Source organism: Phocaeicola sp. RTP21198st1_B8_RTP21198_201120, from assembly GCF_040929485.1.
GTDB classification, from domain to species: domain Bacteria; phylum Bacteroidota; class Bacteroidia; order Bacteroidales; family Bacteroidaceae; genus Phocaeicola; species Phocaeicola dorei.
On the sequence record NZ_JBCOCI010000026.1, the window covers coordinates 35,475 to 54,660 of the forward strand.

At 39.0% G+C, this 19,186-nt stretch carries 8 protein-coding genes, 2 tRNA genes and 3 pseudogenes; 11 read left to right on the top strand and 2 right to left on the bottom strand.

The window, feature by feature from the left end; all coding sequences use genetic code 11:
- Positions 1–61: 61 nt before the first annotated feature.
- Positions 62–448: an START-like domain-containing protein gene (locus AB5935_RS11700; protein ID WP_007831622.1), complete on the bottom strand. Its 387-nt coding sequence runs from the start codon at positions 446–448 to the stop codon at positions 62–64.
- Between the two features lie 203 nt (positions 449–651).
- On the opposite strand from AB5935_RS11700, the gene AB5935_RS11705 reads away from it, so the two are divergent.
- From AB5935_RS11705 to AB5935_RS11725, 5 genes and pseudogenes are all read left to right on the top strand, one after another.
- A tRNA-Met gene (locus AB5935_RS11705) sits at positions 652–725 on the top strand.
- A 60-nt stretch (positions 726–785) separates the two neighbouring features.
- Positions 786–859, top strand: a tRNA-Met gene (locus AB5935_RS11710).
- A 154-nt stretch (positions 860–1,013) separates the two neighbouring features.
- A pseudogene (locus tag AB5935_RS11715) lies at positions 1,014–3,835 on the top strand (two-component regulator propeller domain-containing protein).
- A gap of 233 nt (positions 3,836–4,068) precedes the next feature.
- Positions 4,069–5,295 (top strand): glycoside hydrolase family 88 protein, encoded by a 1,227-nt coding sequence (locus tag AB5935_RS11720; RefSeq protein ID WP_007831627.1) that lies wholly within the window; start codon positions 4,069–4,071, stop codon positions 5,293–5,295.
- A 24-nt stretch (positions 5,296–5,319) separates the two neighbouring features.
- Complete coding sequence (locus AB5935_RS11725; protein WP_038610846.1) at positions 5,320–5,865, top strand: sigma-70 family RNA polymerase sigma factor; 546 nt, start codon at positions 5,320–5,322, stop codon at positions 5,863–5,865.
- A 130-nt stretch (positions 5,866–5,995) separates the two neighbouring features.
- Here AB5935_RS11725 and AB5935_RS11730 read toward each other — a convergent pair.
- Positions 5,996–7,309 (bottom strand): annotated as a pseudogene (locus tag AB5935_RS11730) (glycoside hydrolase family 3 protein); the annotation flags it as partial.
- 133 nt (positions 7,310–7,442) lie between these two features.
- Between AB5935_RS11730 and AB5935_RS11735 the strand changes: the two are divergent.
- From AB5935_RS11735 to AB5935_RS11760, 6 genes and pseudogenes are all read left to right on the top strand, one after another.
- Positions 7,443–9,044 (top strand): annotated as a pseudogene (locus AB5935_RS11735) (hypothetical protein).
- An 89-nt stretch (positions 9,045–9,133) separates the two neighbouring features.
- On the top strand, positions 9,134–11,872 hold the full coding sequence (locus AB5935_RS11740; RefSeq protein WP_038610843.1) for a heparinase II/III family protein: 2,739 nt from the start codon (positions 9,134–9,136) through the stop codon (positions 11,870–11,872).
- A gap of 158 nt (positions 11,873–12,030) precedes the next feature.
- On the top strand, positions 12,031–14,844 hold the full coding sequence (locus AB5935_RS11745) for a two-component regulator propeller domain-containing protein (RefSeq protein ID WP_038610840.1): 2,814 nt from the start codon (positions 12,031–12,033) through the stop codon (positions 14,842–14,844).
- A gap of 199 nt (positions 14,845–15,043) precedes the next feature.
- Entirely contained in the window at positions 15,044–15,559 is a 516-nt protein-coding gene (locus AB5935_RS11750; protein WP_038610837.1) for a sigma-70 family RNA polymerase sigma factor, read from the top strand.
- Between the two features lie 43 nt (positions 15,560–15,602).
- Positions 15,603–18,929, top strand: a complete 3,327-nt coding sequence (locus AB5935_RS11755; protein ID WP_038610834.1) for a SusC/RagA family TonB-linked outer membrane protein — start codon at positions 15,603–15,605, stop codon at positions 18,927–18,929.
- Positions 18,930–18,951: 22 nt separating this feature from the next.
- Positions 18,952–19,119 (top strand): hypothetical protein, encoded by a 168-nt coding sequence (locus tag AB5935_RS11760; RefSeq protein WP_368327433.1) that lies wholly within the window; start codon positions 18,952–18,954, stop codon positions 19,117–19,119.
- Positions 19,120–19,186: the final 67 nt, after the last annotated feature.

Here is a 19,186-nt window from a genome sequence, read left to right on the forward strand (position 1 = left end):
AAGGCACAAAATTAGCATAAAAAACGGAGAGCAAAGACAAGTTTTGCATATTTTTATAGAATTACAGTCCGCTTACCCTTTTTAGCTTTTCTATTTCGGAATCCCAAAGTTCTTTCATATCTTCTACTTCATCGGGTTCTGCCCAATCAATCACTTCCAGCATATAGTCAGAGGTCAGTTCGTTATAGACCATTTTCAATTCAAAATAGGCTTTAGGATCTTCATCATCCAGCCATCGAAAGCGTATAAAACTGTTAACCCGGAAGTTTGTTACTTCAGCTTGCCGTGTTTCTGTTTTTCCCCAATAAAAGGTGAATACTTTGTCTTTGAATGTCACCTTGTCTGCAAACCATGTTTCCAGGCCGGATGGGGTACTAATAATAGACCATACAATATTACCGGATCCGGCTTTCAACATGTACTCCAAACGAATTTTTTCTTTTCCCATAGGTTAGCTTTTTAAAGTTTCGGTGGCAAATTAAGCCAAATTTTCTTATTTGCCATAATAAATGCTATGTTTTTTGAAATATTTATTAGCCACATACTAAGCTGTTTTTCTCTTTAAAAACGAATTTTACAAGAAAAAGTTCTCTGAAATGTTGCAATATTCAAAATAACCTTCTATCTTTGCACCCGCAATTGAGAAACGATGGCGGGATAGCTCAGCTGGTTAGAGCGCATGATTCATAATCATGAGGTCCCCAGTTCAATCCTGGGTCCCGCTACAATGAGCAATATTAGACTGTTGAGAGGCTTCCACTCTTGGCGGTCTTTTTAAAAACGATGGCGGGATAGCTCAGCTGGTTAGAGCGCATGATTCATAATCATGAGGTCCCCGGTTCAATCCCGGGTCCCGCTACACAAAACAAGGTATTTATGAGTTTGTTTCATGGATGTCTTGTTTTTCTTTTATTTTATGTGGACTTATTTTTCTTCTCATAAAGAATCACATTTGAATAATTTTATGTAGATTTGCTACTCATATCAATCAAAGTTGTAACTTTTGCTGAATTATGAAAAACGCATTCTATATGGAAGGGAATTTATGGCTATATAGATTATATCTTTGGGTGGCAATTTTATTATGGCTACCTGTATCCTTACCGGCCGTTGACCTTCCGAATTTAACTTTTCGTACTATTACTATTTCAGACGGCCTGTCTAACAATATTATTAATACTATTTATAAAGATAAAAGAGGCTTTACTTGGTTGGGCACCCAGACCGGATTAGATCGTTTTGACGGTATCAATGTGAAAAGTTTTCTTCAGTTTTCAGGACGTACCATTTTTTCCATAGCCGAAACAGATTCTGTTTATTTGTGGGTGGGTACAGATAAAGGATTATGGAGACTTGATAGGAAAACAGACCAAGTGAAATTGGTCACTTTGGATACAAAGTCGTTGGAAGTTAGATCAGTATTTGTAAGCCAGACAGGGCGATTACTGGTTGGAACAACTCACGGACTTTTTATCTATCAGGAGAATACTTTCAGGAAGGTGCTTTTCGGATCAAATGCTTTGTCTTCTACTAATTTTCTCACTGGCATTGTTGAAGGACATAAAGATACTTTTTGGCTGACTTCACAAGGTGGTTTGATAGAATATAATATTGTAACTGGTCAATCGGAAGTCTATACATATCAGGGTGATGAGAGGTTTGTTAATTATTTTTCTTGTCTGACTCTTTTAAAAGAAAAGCTATATTTAGGAACAGCCGGCAATGGTATGCTTGTTTTTGATATCGGTAAGACGGCTTTTTCTATTTGTCCTGAAGTGGAAAATGGATATATAAAAAGTATCATTGCTGTTAATGATGAGATATGGGTGGGAACAAATGGAAGCGGTATTAGAATAATCAGTGCGTCTACAGGAAAAGAGTTGTCGGCTATAGAGCATACTTCGAATGCGGATGCTATTTGTTCTAATGCAGTTTATTCTTTGTTGAAAGAGGATGATATGCTTTTTGTAGGTACTTACATGGGCGGATTAAGTTATACTCCGGCTCATGGAAGTTTCTTTTCTGTTTATTCTTATCCAGAGCTTTTTAATTCTTATAATATGAATGTACGTGCTTTTTGGGTGGATGCAGATGGGAAAAAAGTAATAGGCACGCGTGACGGACTTTATTATATTTCTGAAATGGAACGAAGGATAAGGCATTATACACACCGGAATTCCATTTTGCGTTCGGATATAATTTTGTCTGTAAAACCTTTCAATCGGGATTTTTTAATTGGAACTTATGGAGGGGGCTTGTACTTGCTTCACAGGAATACGGGTGAACTTTCCTTTCTTCAATCAGATCAATGTTTTATGCAAGGGTCATTTAATGGATATGAAAGGGATGTAAATAATAAATTATGGATCGGCAGTTCCAAAGGTGTGTATGTATATGATCATTTGACAGGGGAATATGAGGTTTATAACAGTCGTAATTCTTCTTTGTCGGTTAATTCTGTTTTTTCATTGAAGGCAGATTCGAAGGGCAGGATGTGGCTGGGCACGGGAGGAGCCGTTTTTATGTATGATAGGGTTGATGGAGTATTTAAATCGGATGTTTTTCCGGAACATGTTTTGCCATATACTAAAAGTGTACGGTTCATTTATGAGGATAAAAAGAAGAATTTGTGGTTTTGTGATGATAAGGAGGGGGTGGTTAAGGTAGATGAGTCTTTTACGACATTTGAACACATCACGATCGATGATTTCTTACCGAATAATTCTGTGATGAGCATAGTGGAAGATCCTAAGAATGGCGGATTATGGTTTGCTACTCAGAGGGGGTTACTATATATAAAGGAAGAGGAAAATTATCATAAGATTTTTTCGTTATACGATGGCATTCCCGGATATATTTTTAATTCTCCGGTACAGATAACGGATGATAATACGGTTTGGTGGGGAAATGAACGAGGATTGGTCTGTTATGATGCAGTAAAGAGCTGGAGTGAGATAGGAACAAAAAGGTCCAGCCTCCCGTGATTACTTCCATTTCAGTCGCAGGCAGACCTTTGTGCCCGGGAGAGACATTAATGCCCGTTTCTGCTCCATTTATAGATGAGGTGTTTCTGTCTGTAAATGATAATAATATTTCATTCACTTTCTCAGCCTTGAATTATGCAGTGGAGAATACGGATTTATACGAGTATTGTTTGGAAGAATATGATAAGGAATGGAAAACTTTGATGAAAGGAAATCAGGTTTCTTATACAGAACTTCCTGTTGGCGATTATATGTTTAGGGTCAGGGCGGCTTCCAATCCTGCAGCAATAAAAGCGGTAAGGGTGGTTGTTGCCGGAAATACGCCTTTTATAAGATGGATTGTGGTGTTAAGTGTAGTCGTTTGTTGTATTCTTATTTATTTTTACTCCGGGTTATTGGGGAAGTATCGCACAATGAAGGAATATATAAATAAAAAGACGGAACCATCCGAAGAAAACCGGAAAGAAAAATATCAAAAATCAAGGATGGAAGAGAAAACGGCCATGCTCATTATTGGGAAACTGAATGAGTGTATGGAAAAAGATCGGTTATATTTGAATCCTGATTTAAAGTTGCAGGATGTGGCAAAAGTGGTGAAATGTAATACTGGAGAGTTGTCCCAAGTGCTGAATATGTTTATGAATATTGGTTTCACGGATTATGTTAATAAATATAGGATAGACGAATTCATAAAAAGAATACAGGATAAGTCTGCCTCCAGATATACCTTGGTTTCTTTGTCGGAACAATGTGGTTTCAGTTCCCGTACTTCTTTTTTTCGTTCGTTTAAGAAGTTTAAGGGAATGTCACCTGCCGAATATATAAAGGAACATGGGATATTTATAAAGTAGCGTTTGGAATAGGGGTGTTACTCTAGTGATTGGATAGAAGAAGAGAGTTTCATATTTTTTTGAAACTCTCTTTCTTGTTGTGTAATTTGTTGATTCATAGTGCTGTATGGTCTTTTTGTTTCATCTAGTAGGTTGGGATTAATCCTACTTTACAAGATGGTTGAAAAGACATTTCAGTTTCTAATTTTGCTGATAGAAAAATATTTTTATCCATTAAAGAAACTGATACGATTATGAAAAGCAGAACTTTTTTTACTCTTGTTTTTATCTTTTTAGTTAGCATAGGATGTTTTTCGTGTAAAACGACTGCTACTGATGATTTTCCTGTTGATTCGGAAATTGCGTATTGCCGGTCTCAGGCTATGCGGACGCTGGTTTCTATTCCTTCGTTAGATAAAATTCCTAATTCTATGGATTTAGATAGTATTAAATGGCGTTATACACAGGCAGGCTCTTGGACTTGTGGATTTTGGCCTGGTATCCTTTGGTATTTATATGAGGATACTAAGGATAATATGTGGAGGGAAGCAGCAGGAAAAGTAACCGATATGATTGCTCCCTTGGCTTACAGGAAAGCAAAGAGTCATGATTCCGGTTTTATTATGATGTGTAGTTTGGGCAACGGTTATCGTTTGACAGGAAAACCGGAATATAAGGAAGGATTGCTGCATGCCGCAGATTCTTTGGCTATGCTTTATAATCCTGTTGTGGGTACTATTTTATCTTGGCCTGGAATGGTGAAAAAGGAAAACTGGCCGCACAATACTATTATTGATAATATGATGAATTTGGAACTTTTGTTTTGGGCTGCGCGGAATGGAGGGGGGCAGTATTTGTATGACATTGCCTGTAAACATGCGGAAACGACTATGAAACATCAATTCCGTAAAGATTATTCATGTTATCATGTAGCGGTGTATGATACGCTGGATGGTCATTTTATAAAAGGAGTTACCCATCAAGGATTGAGTGATGATTCTATGTGGGCCCGTGGACAGGCATGGGCTATTTATGGATATACCATGGTATATCGTGAAACACATGATGTGCGTTTTTTGGATTTTGCTCGGAAGGTATCGGATGTCTATTTGTCCCGTCTTCCTGAGGACATGATTCCTTATTGGGATTTTAATGCTCCGGAATTATCCTCAGGTGAACCGAAAGATGCATCGGCTTCTGCCATAACAGCCTCTGCTTTATTGGAACTTTCTACCTATATAAATGATAGTGATTCTGCATTTTTCTATCGGAATAAGGCTGTGGAAATGCTTCAGATACTATCCTCTCCGGCATACCAGGCTCGAAATAAAAAAGATGCTTTTTTATTGCATTCGGTTGGGCACATGAACAAGGGATGGGAAGTTGATGCTTCTATTAGTTATGCAGATTACTATTATTTGGAAGCATTGGTACGATTGAAACGTTTGAAAGAGAAACAATCTGTTTTGGCTAATTTATAAAACCATTGTTAATCCATCTATATTATGAATACACAATCTGTTAATACCAGTCTTTATCAAAAAGGGGATATCTCCTTGGAGAGAATTTATGGAAAATATAGGAATAGTTTTATTAGATATGCCGGAAAAGTGCTATCTGATGAATTTTATGCGGAAGATGTAGTGCAGGATGTATTTACAGGATTGTTTCAGCAAACAAATTATTTTGTGTCTGAAATGGCTGCATTAAAATGTATTTATATTGCTATCTATAATCGTAGTATTGATATGTTGCGTCATAAACAGATTGTGCAGCATTATGAAACTGCACATAGTGATAAAAAAAGGGAAGAAGTCAGTATTGGTGAATATAATGAGTTGCTTACTAAAGAATTTTTTATAATAGTTGAAAATGGAATAGATACTTTACCACCTAAATGTAAACAGATATTTGTAATGAAAAGTAGAAAATCACTTTCGAATTCAGAAATAAGTAATCTTTTAGGTCTGTCTCTTCGTACGGTTGAAAACCAGGTTTATATTGCCCGTAATGTATTACGAAAATATATTGACTCTTATTTATGCTCTTAAATTGATGATAATATGAAAAGACTATTTTTAGGAATTTTAGCAATATGTTGGGTTATTGGTGTGAAGGCGCAAGAAGTGTTCTCACCTGATGATAAAATTAATGTGCGATTCTTCTTGTCGGAAAAAGTATCTTTAATAATACAAGTGACTGACGGGCTGCTTCCAATGATACAGCCTGATGTTCCTTGCTATGGACGATTTGTTCCGCTTGTTTACCATTACCCCGATAGGGATTGTCAAATAATCCCAGCCAGAATTTGACACGAAGTATCTCGGCTACCCGTTTGTCAAGAGTTTCCTGAGAGATTTTACCGTCGGCAACAGCTTTACGAAGAGGCAAGATAAAATCAGCAGGCGGAGTGAAATGGGTACGGATATTCAGTCCTGCATTGACAGCCTGCGCTATTCCGTCTTCGTATGTATTCGCCACTTTATGTTTACTGGAGATAAATTCCACAGCTTCACTGTCCGATACGACATATCCTTTAAATCCCCATTCCTGACGTAATATTTCAGTCAGGAAATGATAACTTCCCGTAATGGGCTCTCCGTCATAGTCATTATAAGAACTCATCACTCCCAATGCTCCGGCTTCTTGAAATGCCATCCGGAAAGGTTCTATATATAAGGTACGCATTTCTCGTGGAGCTACGTGTGGATCAGTCCGCGTCTTTCCGTCACGCCCACCTACCGGAATGCTATAAACTGCAAAATGCTTTGGAGTAGCCACCAGGTTATGTTTTTGCAGACTGGTAATCATTTGTTTTCCCAGTTCTCCTACTAAATAAGGATCTTCTCCGTATGTTTCCACGCATCTTCCCCAGCGAGGATCTTGGGCGATATCAAGGATAGGAGAATAGATATTGGTATACCCCAGCGCTACAGCTTCTTTGGCTTCCACTTCACCGATACGGGCTATCAGCTCTTTATTCCAAGTAGCGCCCTGTCCGCATTGGGCGGGGAAATAAGTTGCCCGGTCATGACATAATCCGCGAATACCTTCATTGGTGAAATCTACGGGGATGCCTAAACGTGTTTCTTCTACAAACCAGCGTTGAATGGCATGCTTGGCATCCACATGTTTGGTGTAGGGAAAAGAATATTCGGACTTGAAAGTTCCCAGTCCGTTATGTTCTTCATCTATGTTCCCTATTCCGTCTTTCCATACCTCTGTTTTCCAATTGTCTTGGGGCAGGGCATCTTTCAGTACACGTCCTGAACCATAGAGGGTAGCCATCTGGCAACTTTTTTCTTCCAATGTCATTTGTGAGAGCAAGTCTTGTACCCTCTCTTCCAGTGGGGCTTTAGGATTTTCATATAGATCCATTTTTCCATTCTTGTTGAAATCTATCCATCCTTTGTGATAAATTCCATCCGGCGTATCTCCTGATACTTGTGTACAAAACAGGAAAGAGGCTACTGTAAATAAAGTGTGTTTATTCATGTTATCTAGGTTTTGTATATATGCTTAATACGTACAAAGATAGAATTTTACTCATCTCTCCGGAAGATATTCATAACTAAAGTTGAGTGTTTCTTGATTGTGATTCGTCTTTGTAATAAAAGTGAAGATAACTATGAAACATGTATTTTTATTTGGAATATTCGGTTGGTTCTTATCATTTACGCTTGTCGCACAAACAGGAATCTGGCAATGATCCGTACCCGTTCGTAATTTTAGCACTCATCCCAAGAATCCTGAGTCAAGGGCTTACTTGTGGATTCCCAGTCAGTGTGAACAAGTAAAAGCAATCTTGGTTGCCCAACACAATATGGAGGAAATTTCTATCCTTGAAGATGAGGTTTTCCGGCAGCGTATGGCTGAACTTGATGTTGCTCAAATATGGGTATGTCCTTCTTTCAATCACGGATTTGATTTTACGGATGGGGCATGGGAAACTTTGGATGGTCTTTTGGCAGATCTTGCTGAAGAATCTGGATATAAAGAGTTGTCTACAGCTCCTTTAATAGCTATAGGACATTCGGCAGCTGCTAGTTGGCCTTATTATCTTGCAGCCTATAAACCGGAACGTACATTGGCATGTATTTCTGTCAGTGGTCAATGGCCATATCATCGTGATAAGTGGTTATGTCCAGATATTTGGGGTGAGCGTAACATCAATAAAATCCCTTGTCTGGAAACCATGGGAGAATATGAATCAGCACATACATGGAGCAATGAGGGTTTGAAAGAACGTAAGGAACATCCATTGCTACCTTTAAGTATGTTGGCCTGTCCTGCTGAAGGCCATTTTGCCTATACCCCGGAAAAAGCACAATATATAGCTCTTTATATTAAAAAGGCAATGCACTATGGACATGTGGATCCGACAAAGGAAGGATGGTTGATGGAGCGATGGAAAAAAAATGAAAAACCTTCTTGTATTCCGGCACCGGTAAATCAATTTAAAGGTGATCCTGCACAAGCTTTTTGGTTTTTTGATCGTGAGATGATAGAGGCTACTTTGGCGTATCAATCCCGATATTACGATATGAAGCCACAATTGGTAAGTGTGTCTCAAAACGGAAAAACAGTATCCCAACAGAATACTCATTTACAAGTTCACCCGGCTTTTATGCCACAGGAAGATGGTATCACATTTCAATTGACCCCTGTTTTTTGGGATACTGTTCCAGGAGAAAGTCCCCGACTTTCCAATTGGACTGATTTGCCTGTTGGGGCATCTGTTGGTCATGCTGGAAAAACTCCGGTCCTGCAGATGATTACCGGCCCAGCTGTTTTAGTTGATTCTGTGACATTTCGAATACAATGGAATCGGGGAACTTTATGGACGGACAAGAAATCGGATATTGTTTTTTCTATAACTCATCCGGGAGACGAAGAATATAAACCGGCTGTTCAGCAAGCTCAGGTGACAATTCCGGTTAAAAATACGGAAGGACAGCAGCAACATATTAAGTTTGCAACGTTACCGGACATAAAGCGTGGTACTAAGTACGTTTCTTTATCTGCTGTTTCCAGTTGTGGCTTGCCGGTCGATTTTTATGTGGAATCGGGACCGGCTTATGTGGATGGTAATCGATTGATATTAACTGCTATTCCTCCTAAAACCACCTATCCGGTAAAAGTAACTGTAATAGCATGGCAATACGGAAAAAACTCTGATCCTAAGATAAAGACTGCAGAGCCGGTAAAGCAAACATTTTATATTCGGTAACTTTAAATTTGAATGGAAGAGGCGGATGATAAAATAATTCATTTGGATTGAGTGGAATAGCTTTATGATACGTATTTTTGTGAAAGAGAATGAATAGAATTATGAGAAAGATCGTTTTATGGATATGCTTGCTTGTAACAAGTGTATTATATGCACAGGAAACTTCCTTATCGGTGAAACTGTCACAAGGTCATCCCCGTTATCTGACGGATAGTAATGGCAAAGTTGAAACGCAGAAGTTGATAAAGGAAGAACCGTGGGCACAGGAAGTGTTTGAAAAGTTAAAGCAACGGACTGACCGGTATGCTGACCGAGGGCCTGAATGGCTTACTTCCCGTTTGCAAATGTATTGGAAAACTCATGCAACGGAGGTATATATTAAAGGAGAATATTATGATCATGCAGGAGGAGAGAAGGCGCCGGCTCCTACGGTGATGTATACCGGTGCACGCAGTCATGCAGCTAACTATGTACGTCCCAAGCTGGAAGATTTGAAGCCTTATCAGGAAGATGCTCGGGGAATGTATCTGGCAAATGGGACGTTGGAAGGCAGACCGTACGAATGGGTGAATATCAGTAAAACCGGAAATATCATCCAAAGTATTAATGTAGAGATACTGGGTATCGCCCGTGATGCCGCTTTTCTTTGGTGGATGACCGGGGAGAAGAAATATGCTGATTTGGCAGCTTCGGTATTTGACACTTATATGACGGGGATTTATTACCGGAATGTTCCCAAGGATTTGAATCATGGACATCAGCAGACTTTGGTGGGTATGAGCAGTTTTGAAGTCATTCACGAGGATGCTGTGAATGCTTTGGTTCCATTGTATGATTTTTTATATGATTATTTGAAAACCGATAAGGCTGATAAGATGGACATCTATGCCGGAGCATTCAAGAAATGGGCGGATAATATCATTGATAATGGAGTGCCGCATAATAACTGGAATCTGATGCAGGCACGTTATATCATGAGCATCGGCATGATTTTGGAATCTGATGCTTCTTATCCGGATAAAAAGGGAGGCGAGTATTATATTGATTATGTGTTGAATCGTTCTTCCATCCGTCAATGGTCACTGAAACAGCTTGCTGATTATGGTTATGATGCTGAAACCGGTATTTGGGCTGAATGTCCGGGTTATAGTCAGGTAGTTGTCGGGGATTATACGGATATGGTCACTATCTTTGACCGTAATTTGGGTATGGACCTGACCGAGGAGATTCCTGTCATAAAAAAAGCGGTGGCCGCCGACCCGCAATATTTGTTTCCGGATTGTATGACAATGGGTTTTGGCGATACACATCCCGGTAAATTGAATCCTGCTATCTTTGCCCGTATGGTAGCTAATGCCCAGAAACATGGTAAAAAAGATCAGGAAAGACAATTTACTGCTATGTTGAAGTTATTTGATCCCGATGCCTCCAAACCGGCGACTGAAAAGAAAAATGTGAGGGTGGCGGTAACTTCTTTTTTCAGTGACAAGCCTTTGGTAATTGATGATAAGATACCTGCCGGTGATATCAATGATTATGTAACTCCTACTTTTTATGCTCCCAATGCCAGTTGGTTGGTGCAACGCAATGGCATGGACAAACGTCATAGTTTGATGATTGCCCAAAATGCCAGTGAAGGGAATCACATGCATGCCAATGGCATCAGCATGGAACTTTATGGAAAAGGATATCGTCTGGCACCGGATGGAGGTATTGGCTTGACCCTTTATTCCGGTTTGGATTATTTGGAGTATTATAGTCAGTTCCCTGCACACAATACGGTTTGTGTAGATGGAATCTCTTCTTATCCGGTTATGAAAAGCAATCATGCTTTCAAATTATTGAACTGCTACCCCGAAGCAGGGATGAAAGTAGATTATCAGCCTGTGAGTTATAGTGAAGTCTTTTTCCGTGAACCTGAATCACAAGCTGATCAAAACCGTATGATGAGTATTGTGACTACAGGAGAAAAGAACGGATATTATGTCGATATTTTCCGTAGCAGGAAAGTGGAGGGAGGAGATAAAATGCATGATTATTTTTATCATAATATGGGACAAACCATGAATTTGACTGCTGCTGACGGGAGCAGCTTGTCTCTTCAACCAACGGAGGAACTGGCTTTTGCTGGGGCACATATATATGCCTATTCGTATTTGTTTGATAAGAAAAGTGCCGAGACGTCCAAAGATATTAAAACAACGTTTACTATACAGATGCCGGATGAGGATAATATCAGTATGAATATGTGGATGAAAGGTGCTCCTGAACGTAAAGTCTTCTCGGCTTTGAGCCCGATGACTGAAGGATTGAGCCGGATTCCGGATATGCCTTATGCTATCAAAGAGCAACCTACGTTGACTTTTGTAGCCCGCCAACAAGGTGAAGCTTGGAATCGTCCGTTTGTAGCTGTTTATGAACCTTCTTCGGTAAAGGAGCCGGGATGTATTTCCTCCGTTACTTTTCCAGAAGTGGAAAGTGGTGTGGCTGGAAGTCATGTCGGAATTTGTATCCAACAAAAAGAGGGACGTGTGGACCGGATTATTTCTTCGGATGATGCAGGCCATTTGTGTAAAAGTGGAGAAATGACTGTACAAGCAGCTTATGCATTGTGGGGAAATAAACAAGGCGATGATTGTATTTTCTTTTTGGGAGGAGGTACACTATTGAAAACTCCACATGTTGAAATAAGTTCATTGACAGTAACAGATGTGATGTTGGTGTATAAAGAGGGCGTTTGGAAATATGCAGCTTCTACACCTTGTAAAGTCAGGATGAATGGAAAAGAATATAATTTGTTGCCCGGACATGATTTACGCAAACTTTGATATAAACTTTCTTTTATAAAGTAATCTTTTTAAATCATCATCCTTTCTTTTTCATACAGCAAATAAGAAGTGGATGATGATTTTTTCTTTTTTTGATAGGGAAAATATATTCCCTTTTCACTATATTTGCATTATTTGATAAACACGAGGTTCCAAATATGCACAATGTAATGAAAAACATTTTAAGATTTATATTTATATTGTTTCTTATATTCTTGTCTTTACCCGTTTTTTCTCGTTCCTATGCTTTTCGTGGCTTGTCTGTAACTGAGGGATTATCAGATTTGGTAGTAAATGCCATTTATAAAGACTCTTTGGGTTATGTATGGTTGGGAACCGGTAATTCACTGGAATGTTTTGACGGGATTCATTTCAAGCATTATCTTATTCCGGGCTCAGATGAAAAATTGAAACGGGTGAATGCCATTGCCGAAATGCCTGGCAATGAATTGTGGATGGGGAATGGCAGTGGACTATGGCGTGTCAGTAGAGCGAAAAACAGTTTGGAACCCATTGCTCGTGAAACGATAGGATATGCTGTGCGCTCTCTTTTACATGATGGGAAAGGAATACTTTATATCGGAACAGAAAGAGGACTTTTCATTTATAAAGAAGGGAGCCTGAACCAAATTATGATAGATCCTAATATGTTGTCGGCGGCGAATTCGATTGGTGGTTTGAATTTGGGGGAAGATGGAATACTTTGGATGGCTACGGAGAATGGTCTTTATTCCTTACAACTCTCAGATGGAAAAATAGTGGCTTATCATAATGTGGTGGAAGAGAAACATGTTTGTTCCTTTAAGAATATAGCCCGGATAGGGAGTATGCTTTATTTGGGAACGATGGGACAGGGAATCATCAGTTTTGATACACAAACTAAAGAATTTGCCCGTTTTGTTGATGTAGGTTGTAATGTCATTTCTTCTTTGTCCGGTGATGGCAAAAGCCTTTTGTATGTAGGGACGGATGGTAACGGAGTTCATTTTGTATCAACGGATAAAAAGAAAGTTGTTCGTTCCATGCGTCATGAAACAGGGAAGGATGAGACTTTGCGTTCTAATTCCGTTTATTCTGTTTTGGTTGATAAGGAAGGATTGATATGGGTAGGATTCTATCAGCTGGGATTGGATTACACATTATATCAGAGCGGGTTGTTCTCCACTTATACGTATGCTCCTTTTTTTGATTCCGGAGATATGCCGGTACGTGCACTTGCCATCGAGGGGAAGGAAAAGCTGATCGGATCTCGTGACGGACTTTTTTATATTGACGAAGAAAATCATCGTTATAAAAGTTTCAAGGTTCCACAGTTACGCTCAAATATGATTTTCAGTTGTCTGTATTATCAGAATGAGTATTATATAGGTACATACGGTGGGGGAATGTATGTTTTCAATCCTGTAACTTTGACACTCAGAGATTTTGCCCCCGATGAAGGAATGCCTTTCAGTAAAGGACATATTTTCTGTATCAAGCAGGATAATGAAAGTAATTTGTGGATAGGAACATCTTTAGGAATATTCTGCTATAAAAATGGCAGACAGATAGCTCATTATACCAGTGCCAACTCTAAGTTGCCGGAAGGGAATGTATATGAAATTTATTTTGATTCCACCCATAAAGGATGGATATGTACGGAGAATGGAATGTGTATTTGGGACCCTTCCGTCCGGACATTAAAAACCGATGTGTTTCCTGAAGGATTTATTCATAAGGAAAAAGTAAGAGTGATCTACGAAGATTCCGACCATGATCTTTATTTTTTTCCGGACAAAGGCTCGCTTTTTATCTCTGATTTATCAATGACTACTTTCAGACGTTTGCAGCCGGGGACTCCTCTGGATGGGAATGATGGTATGTTTGTTGTGGAGGATCGTGAAAAGTGGTTATGGCTGGGAACTAACAATGGTTTGTTCCGGTATGATAAGAAAGACTGTTTTATTCCTTATAATTTTGTCGATGGCATTCCCAGTTCCATATTTACTCTTTGTCCGCCGGTGCGTGATGAGAATGGCATTTGGTTTGGAAACTCCAAAGGGCTTCTGTATTTGGATGCAGTGCGGATGAATCAGAAGAAATCCATTCCCTATCCGGTTGCCATAACAGATGTATGTGTAAATGGAAAATCTGTAGTGCAATCTGTTGTGAGAGATGGCGGCAAGAGTGAAATTTCATTGGAGTCTTCTCAAAAGAATGTTACCTTTTACTTTTCCGATTTCAGTTATACGGCACCTGCCTTTATGTCATATGAATATCAGTTGGAGGGTGAGGATGCCGGATGGATAGCTGTGACAGGTCGTTCGGATATGACTTATTATGATTTGCCGTCCGGTACCTATACTTTTAAAGTAAGGCGGACGGGGAATCCAGAGTCGGAAACTCAGATGACGGTTAAAATCGCTTCTTCTATCAGTATATGGAGCATAGTGTTTATCGTGATAGCAGTGGTGACCGGAGGTATTGCTATTCTTTTGTCAAAGAAGAAAGAGGGAGAGGACGAAAGGGAAGAACCAATGCCTGGTCCTGCTAAGGTTATAGAAAAGGAAATACAACCGGTTGAGGAAACCAATGTTGTAGCGGAAGAAAAGTATAAGACAAATAAGATAAGTGTGGAAGAATGTAAACGGTTGGCGGATAAATTGGAGATTGTTATGCATAAAGAAAAGCCTTATACCAATCCTAATTTGAAGATTGCCGATTTGGCCGCCTCTATCGGAACCTCATCTCATACTTTGTCCTATTTGTTTAATCAGTATTTAAACCGTAATTATTATGATTATATTAATGATTATCGTATAGCTGAATTCAAGCGCTTGGTGGAGAAAGATGAATATGCTAAATACACTTTGAGTGCTTTGGCAGAGTTGTGCGGATTCAGTTCACGGGCTTCTTTCTTCCGATATTTCAAAAAAGCGACAAATATCACTCCCAATGAGTACATCCGAAGTATTGGGAAAAACAATGAATAACCTCGCTATTTCTTGTTGAGAGTATCAAATTATTATATGATACTGATAGTCTCAAATCCTTAAGCTGCTATAAATTAGCAGCTTAAACTGTTTTTGTCTAGGGTAATGATATGAGATTTATTGGAACCGGAAAAGTGCTTTTCTTGTTCTTCTACCTTCTATATTTGCATTCGTAAATGTAACCCAAAAAGCTGAAGACATGAAAAACATATCCATGAAATCTATTCAATTAATAAAAGACTCTTATGCGAATTATCATCATTCGGTCTATCTGTATCTTTATTATAAGATAGGTCATAAAGAAGAGGCAGAAGACTTGGCACAAGATGTGTATGTACGGCTGATGGATTACGATCGGATGCTCTGTGCAGAAACTATTAAGTATTTCATTTTTACCATTGCCCGTAATTTGGTGACTGACTATTTACGTCGTTATTATAAGAGGCAGGAAGTGACTTCTTATTTATATGAGCATGCGGTAACTTATACAAATGAGACTGAGGCTCGTGTGGTGGCTGATGACTTGGAAGCATGTGAGAAATATAGATTGTCTTTGCTTCCTCCACAGCGTCGTACTATTTATGCAATGAGTCGTTTTGAAGACAAATCTATTTCAGATATTTCAGAGGAATTAAATCTTTCGCATCGTACCGTTGAAAACCATTTAAGGATAGGGCGGCATGAGGTGCGCGAGTTTATCAAACAGTGTATATAATAAGAAAACAACAATAAAACTGTTAATATTAAATTTCAAGTTTATGAAAAACGAATTCTTTAAATTTTCATCGAGAAGAATCTTGTTTTCTACGGTGATGGCTTCTGCCTTGTTGGCAGGTAGTCCGCAGGCTGTATTTGCAGAGGTGAATGAGTTACAGTCTGTTATGCAGGCTGGTACAGTGAAAGGTCAAGTAGTGGATGCTGCCGGAGAACCTGTTATTGGTGCCACGGTACAAGTAAAAGGTACGACTAATGGTACAATTACCGATTTTGATGGTAACTTTATATTGAATAATGTCCCGGAAAAAGGCATATTGGTTATTTCTTATATCGGATACAAGGCTCAGGAAGTAAATATATCAGGGAAAACGAGCATTAAGGTTGTTGTGAAAGAGGATACCGAGGTGCTGGATGAAGTAGTAGTGGTTGGTTACGGTGCCCAAAAGAAAGCTTCTTTAACTAGTTCTATTAGTCAGATCAAGGGGGATGAGGCTTTTAAAAATAAGGGTATTGCTAATGCTACAGTCGCTTTGCAAGGTGAAGTTCCGGGATTGACAATTACACGCACTTCTACTCGTCCGGGTAGTGAGGGAGCAGAGATGAAAATACGTGGTGATATTTCTGTCAACGGAAAATCTTCTCCATTAGTTATCATTGATGGTATAACTGGTTCATTGGATGAGTTAAATGCCATGGATGCAAGTGATATTGAGAATATTTCAGTTCTGAAGGATGCTTCAGCAGCGATTTATGGTGCCCGTTCAGCCTCAGGAGTTGTACTGGTGACAACAAAGCGTGGTAAGAAAGGAAAGGCTCAAATATCATATAGTGGTTCAGTTAGTCGTACAATTAATGGTATTCAGCCCCCTATCACAAATAATCAGGAATGGTTGGATATGTTTTATGAAGCTCAATATAACGATGCTGCCGCTTTAAATCCTAATTTGACTACTGCTGATGAAATTCATAAAGCTGTGAATTGGTGGATATTTAATTCTTTTGGAGGTCCAACTCTGGATCAATCAGATATTGATCCGGCTACTGGTGCACCAACAGTATATAAGGGAGAAACACTTTTTAATGCCCTTCGTGCAGGTAAAGTCTTGACATTACAAAATGGCGATAAGGTAGAACGTTGGGATCCAAATGTGTATATGATGGATTATCTTTATGGTCAGGCAACTTCCCAAAAGCATTCGATTAGTATTTCGGGAGCAGATGAAAAATTCAGTTATCGGGCATCTTTGGGATATGCGGATAATAATTCACAATTGAAAGTTGCTAATGATGGAGAAAAAAAATATAGTGGTCGTTTAAATGCTGATTATCAAGCGACAGATGCTTTGAAATTTGAAACAAACATGTCGTATGACAAACGTGATATTATAACTCCAACTACTGATGTGGGAGCTGGATATTTTGACCCTTGGTTTTGGACTGTGTATAATCAAAATGGTCAGGCTTATGATACATTCAGTGGTAACCGGAATCCTATTGGCGGGTTGACTCAAGGGGGGGGAAAGAAAAATTCATTGACAACCTTCAGAGGAAGTGCCAAAGCGACTTATGATTTTTCTAAATGGGTAAAAGGACTTTCTATTTCAGCTTCGGGAGCTTATAAAACTGTACAGAGAAATATGCAGGAAGTGAAGAATAAAGTACAATATTATGATTGGGTAGGTACACAGACTGGTAATAAGCAAGGTCCCGGACAATTGAAAGAAGAAATAGAAAAATGGGAAAACATTACTTTAGGTGCTTTTGCTAATTATAACCGTACTTTCGCTGATGTACATAGCGTTTCTGCCATGTTGGGTATGACTGCCGAACAAGAAACATATAAAAAGGTAGGTGCGGTTCGTAAATCCGGTGCTGTTTATCCGGGGTCCGGATTAACAGATTTGGATGTATGGGTAAATGGAAATAATAATGAGGCATACGGTGGACAGAATTCTTGGGGATTGGTTTCTTATTTAGGACGTTTAAATTATACTTATGCTGATAAATACTCAATAGAGATATTGGGACGTCGGGATGGGTCTTCTAAGTTAGCGAAAGAACAACGTTGGAAGAATTTTTACTCTATTTCTGGTTTTTGGAGACTTTCAAATGAAGACTTTTTAAAAGATGTTTCATGGTTGAGTGATCTGAAGCTGCGTTATAATTATGGTAGAACGGGTAGTGTGGAAGGTATTGATAATTACGAAAGGTTTGCTACTATCAAAACTGGTACGACTATTTTTGGTATAAATCCCGGTACGCATACTTCATTGTGGGTAGACGGTATGAGATCTGCGGACCGTACATGGGAAACTATCGACAGTCACGATGTGGGAGTGGATTTTGCCTTTCTCAGTAACCGTTTGAGAGGTTCATTTGATTATTTTATCAAGACCAATAACGGAATGTTTATTGATGTACAATATCCTTCTATTTTAGGTGCGGCTGCTCCTAAAAGCAACAATGGTAAGTTTCGTGCCCGTGGTTGGGAATTGGCTTTGAATTGGGATGATCAAATAGGTCAGGTGAAATATAGTATTGGAGGATCTCTTTCGGATGCATGGTCAAAAGTGCTTGAATTAGCTAATAATGAAAATGTACCCAATGAGGGTAAGAATGAAAATCGCTTGATAGGAATGCCAAGACAAGCATTGTATGTATACCAGACTGATGGAATTTTCCAAAATGCGGATGAAGTGGCTGCATATTATGAAAAGTACTATTGGAATGCGGATCATTCAGGACCGAAAGCTAATAATATTCTTCCTGCACCTCAGGAGGCGGCTACCAATACACTTCGTCCGGGTGCTCGCAAAGTAGTCGATTTGAATGGCGACGGTGCTATCACGAAGGATGACCTTTACTATGCAGGAGATATGGCCCCTCGTTTGACATTTGGCTTTAAATTGGGGTTGGAATGGAAAGGAATCGACTTCTCGGCTTTCTTCCAGGGAGTAGGTAAACAAGTATTGTTAAGAAATGGATATTTGGCTGCTCCATGGACAACAAATTATGTTCTGCAAAATAAAAACTTCGCAGGGAAAATGTGGAGTGAGAATAATCGGGATGCAGAATATACTATCGCTTCACGTGATCAGGATTTTAATAAGTGGAACTATAATAACAAAGATGTCAGTGTTCAGAATAATCGGTACGTCCGTTTGAAATCTTTGGTAGTAGGGTATTCATTGCCTCAAAAGTGGATTTCAAAAGCCGGACTCAGCAAACTGAGAGTTTACTTCTCCGGTGATGACCTTTGGGAATGGACAAAAGTAAAGGATGGATATGATCCGGAATATGGTGAAAATTCAAATAATACATTCCCGTTCAGCAGACTGCTGACATTCGGAGTAGATGTTACATTCTAATAATCTGTTAAAATATAAACGTATGAAAACCATAATAAATAAATTTTTTCTTGTATCGGCTGTAGTGATGGCATTGACAGCATGCAGTGATTTTCTTGATAAAGAACCGTTGTCTCAGGGAACAGAGGCTATTGTGTTTAAGACTCCTGAACATTTTGAACAGGCTGCCAATGCTTTATATAATCCTTAATTCCGCAACACTATTATAAATTAAACTTTTTAAGTACCTGAGCAACAAAAAGTTGCTCAGGATTTTG

What these genes read in the sequence shown, in the direction of transcription:
- AB5935_RS11740 (WP_038610843.1), top strand. Translation starts at nt 9,134, where the DNA reads ATGAATAGAATTATGAGAAAGATCGTTTTATGGATATGCTTGCTTGTA.
- AB5935_RS11760 (WP_368327433.1), top strand. Translation starts at nt 18,952, where the DNA reads ATGAAAACCATAATAAATAAATTTTTTCTTGTATCGGCTGTAGTGATG.
- AB5935_RS11725 (WP_038610846.1), top strand. Translation starts at nt 5,320, where the DNA reads ATGAATACACAATCTGTTAATACCAGTCTTTATCAAAAAGGGGATATC.
- AB5935_RS11755 (WP_038610834.1), top strand. Translation starts at nt 15,603, where the DNA reads ATGAAAAACGAATTCTTTAAATTTTCATCGAGAAGAATCTTGTTTTCT.
- AB5935_RS11700 (WP_007831622.1), bottom strand. Translation starts at nt 448, where the DNA reads ATGGGAAAAGAAAAAATTCGTTTGGAGTACATGTTGAAAGCCGGATCC.
- AB5935_RS11750 (WP_038610837.1), top strand. Translation starts at nt 15,044, where the DNA reads ATGAAAAACATATCCATGAAATCTATTCAATTAATAAAAGACTCTTAT.
- AB5935_RS11745 (WP_038610840.1), top strand. Translation starts at nt 12,031, where the DNA reads ATGCACAATGTAATGAAAAACATTTTAAGATTTATATTTATATTGTTT.
- AB5935_RS11720 (WP_007831627.1), top strand. Translation starts at nt 4,069, where the DNA reads ATGAAAAGCAGAACTTTTTTTACTCTTGTTTTTATCTTTTTAGTTAGC.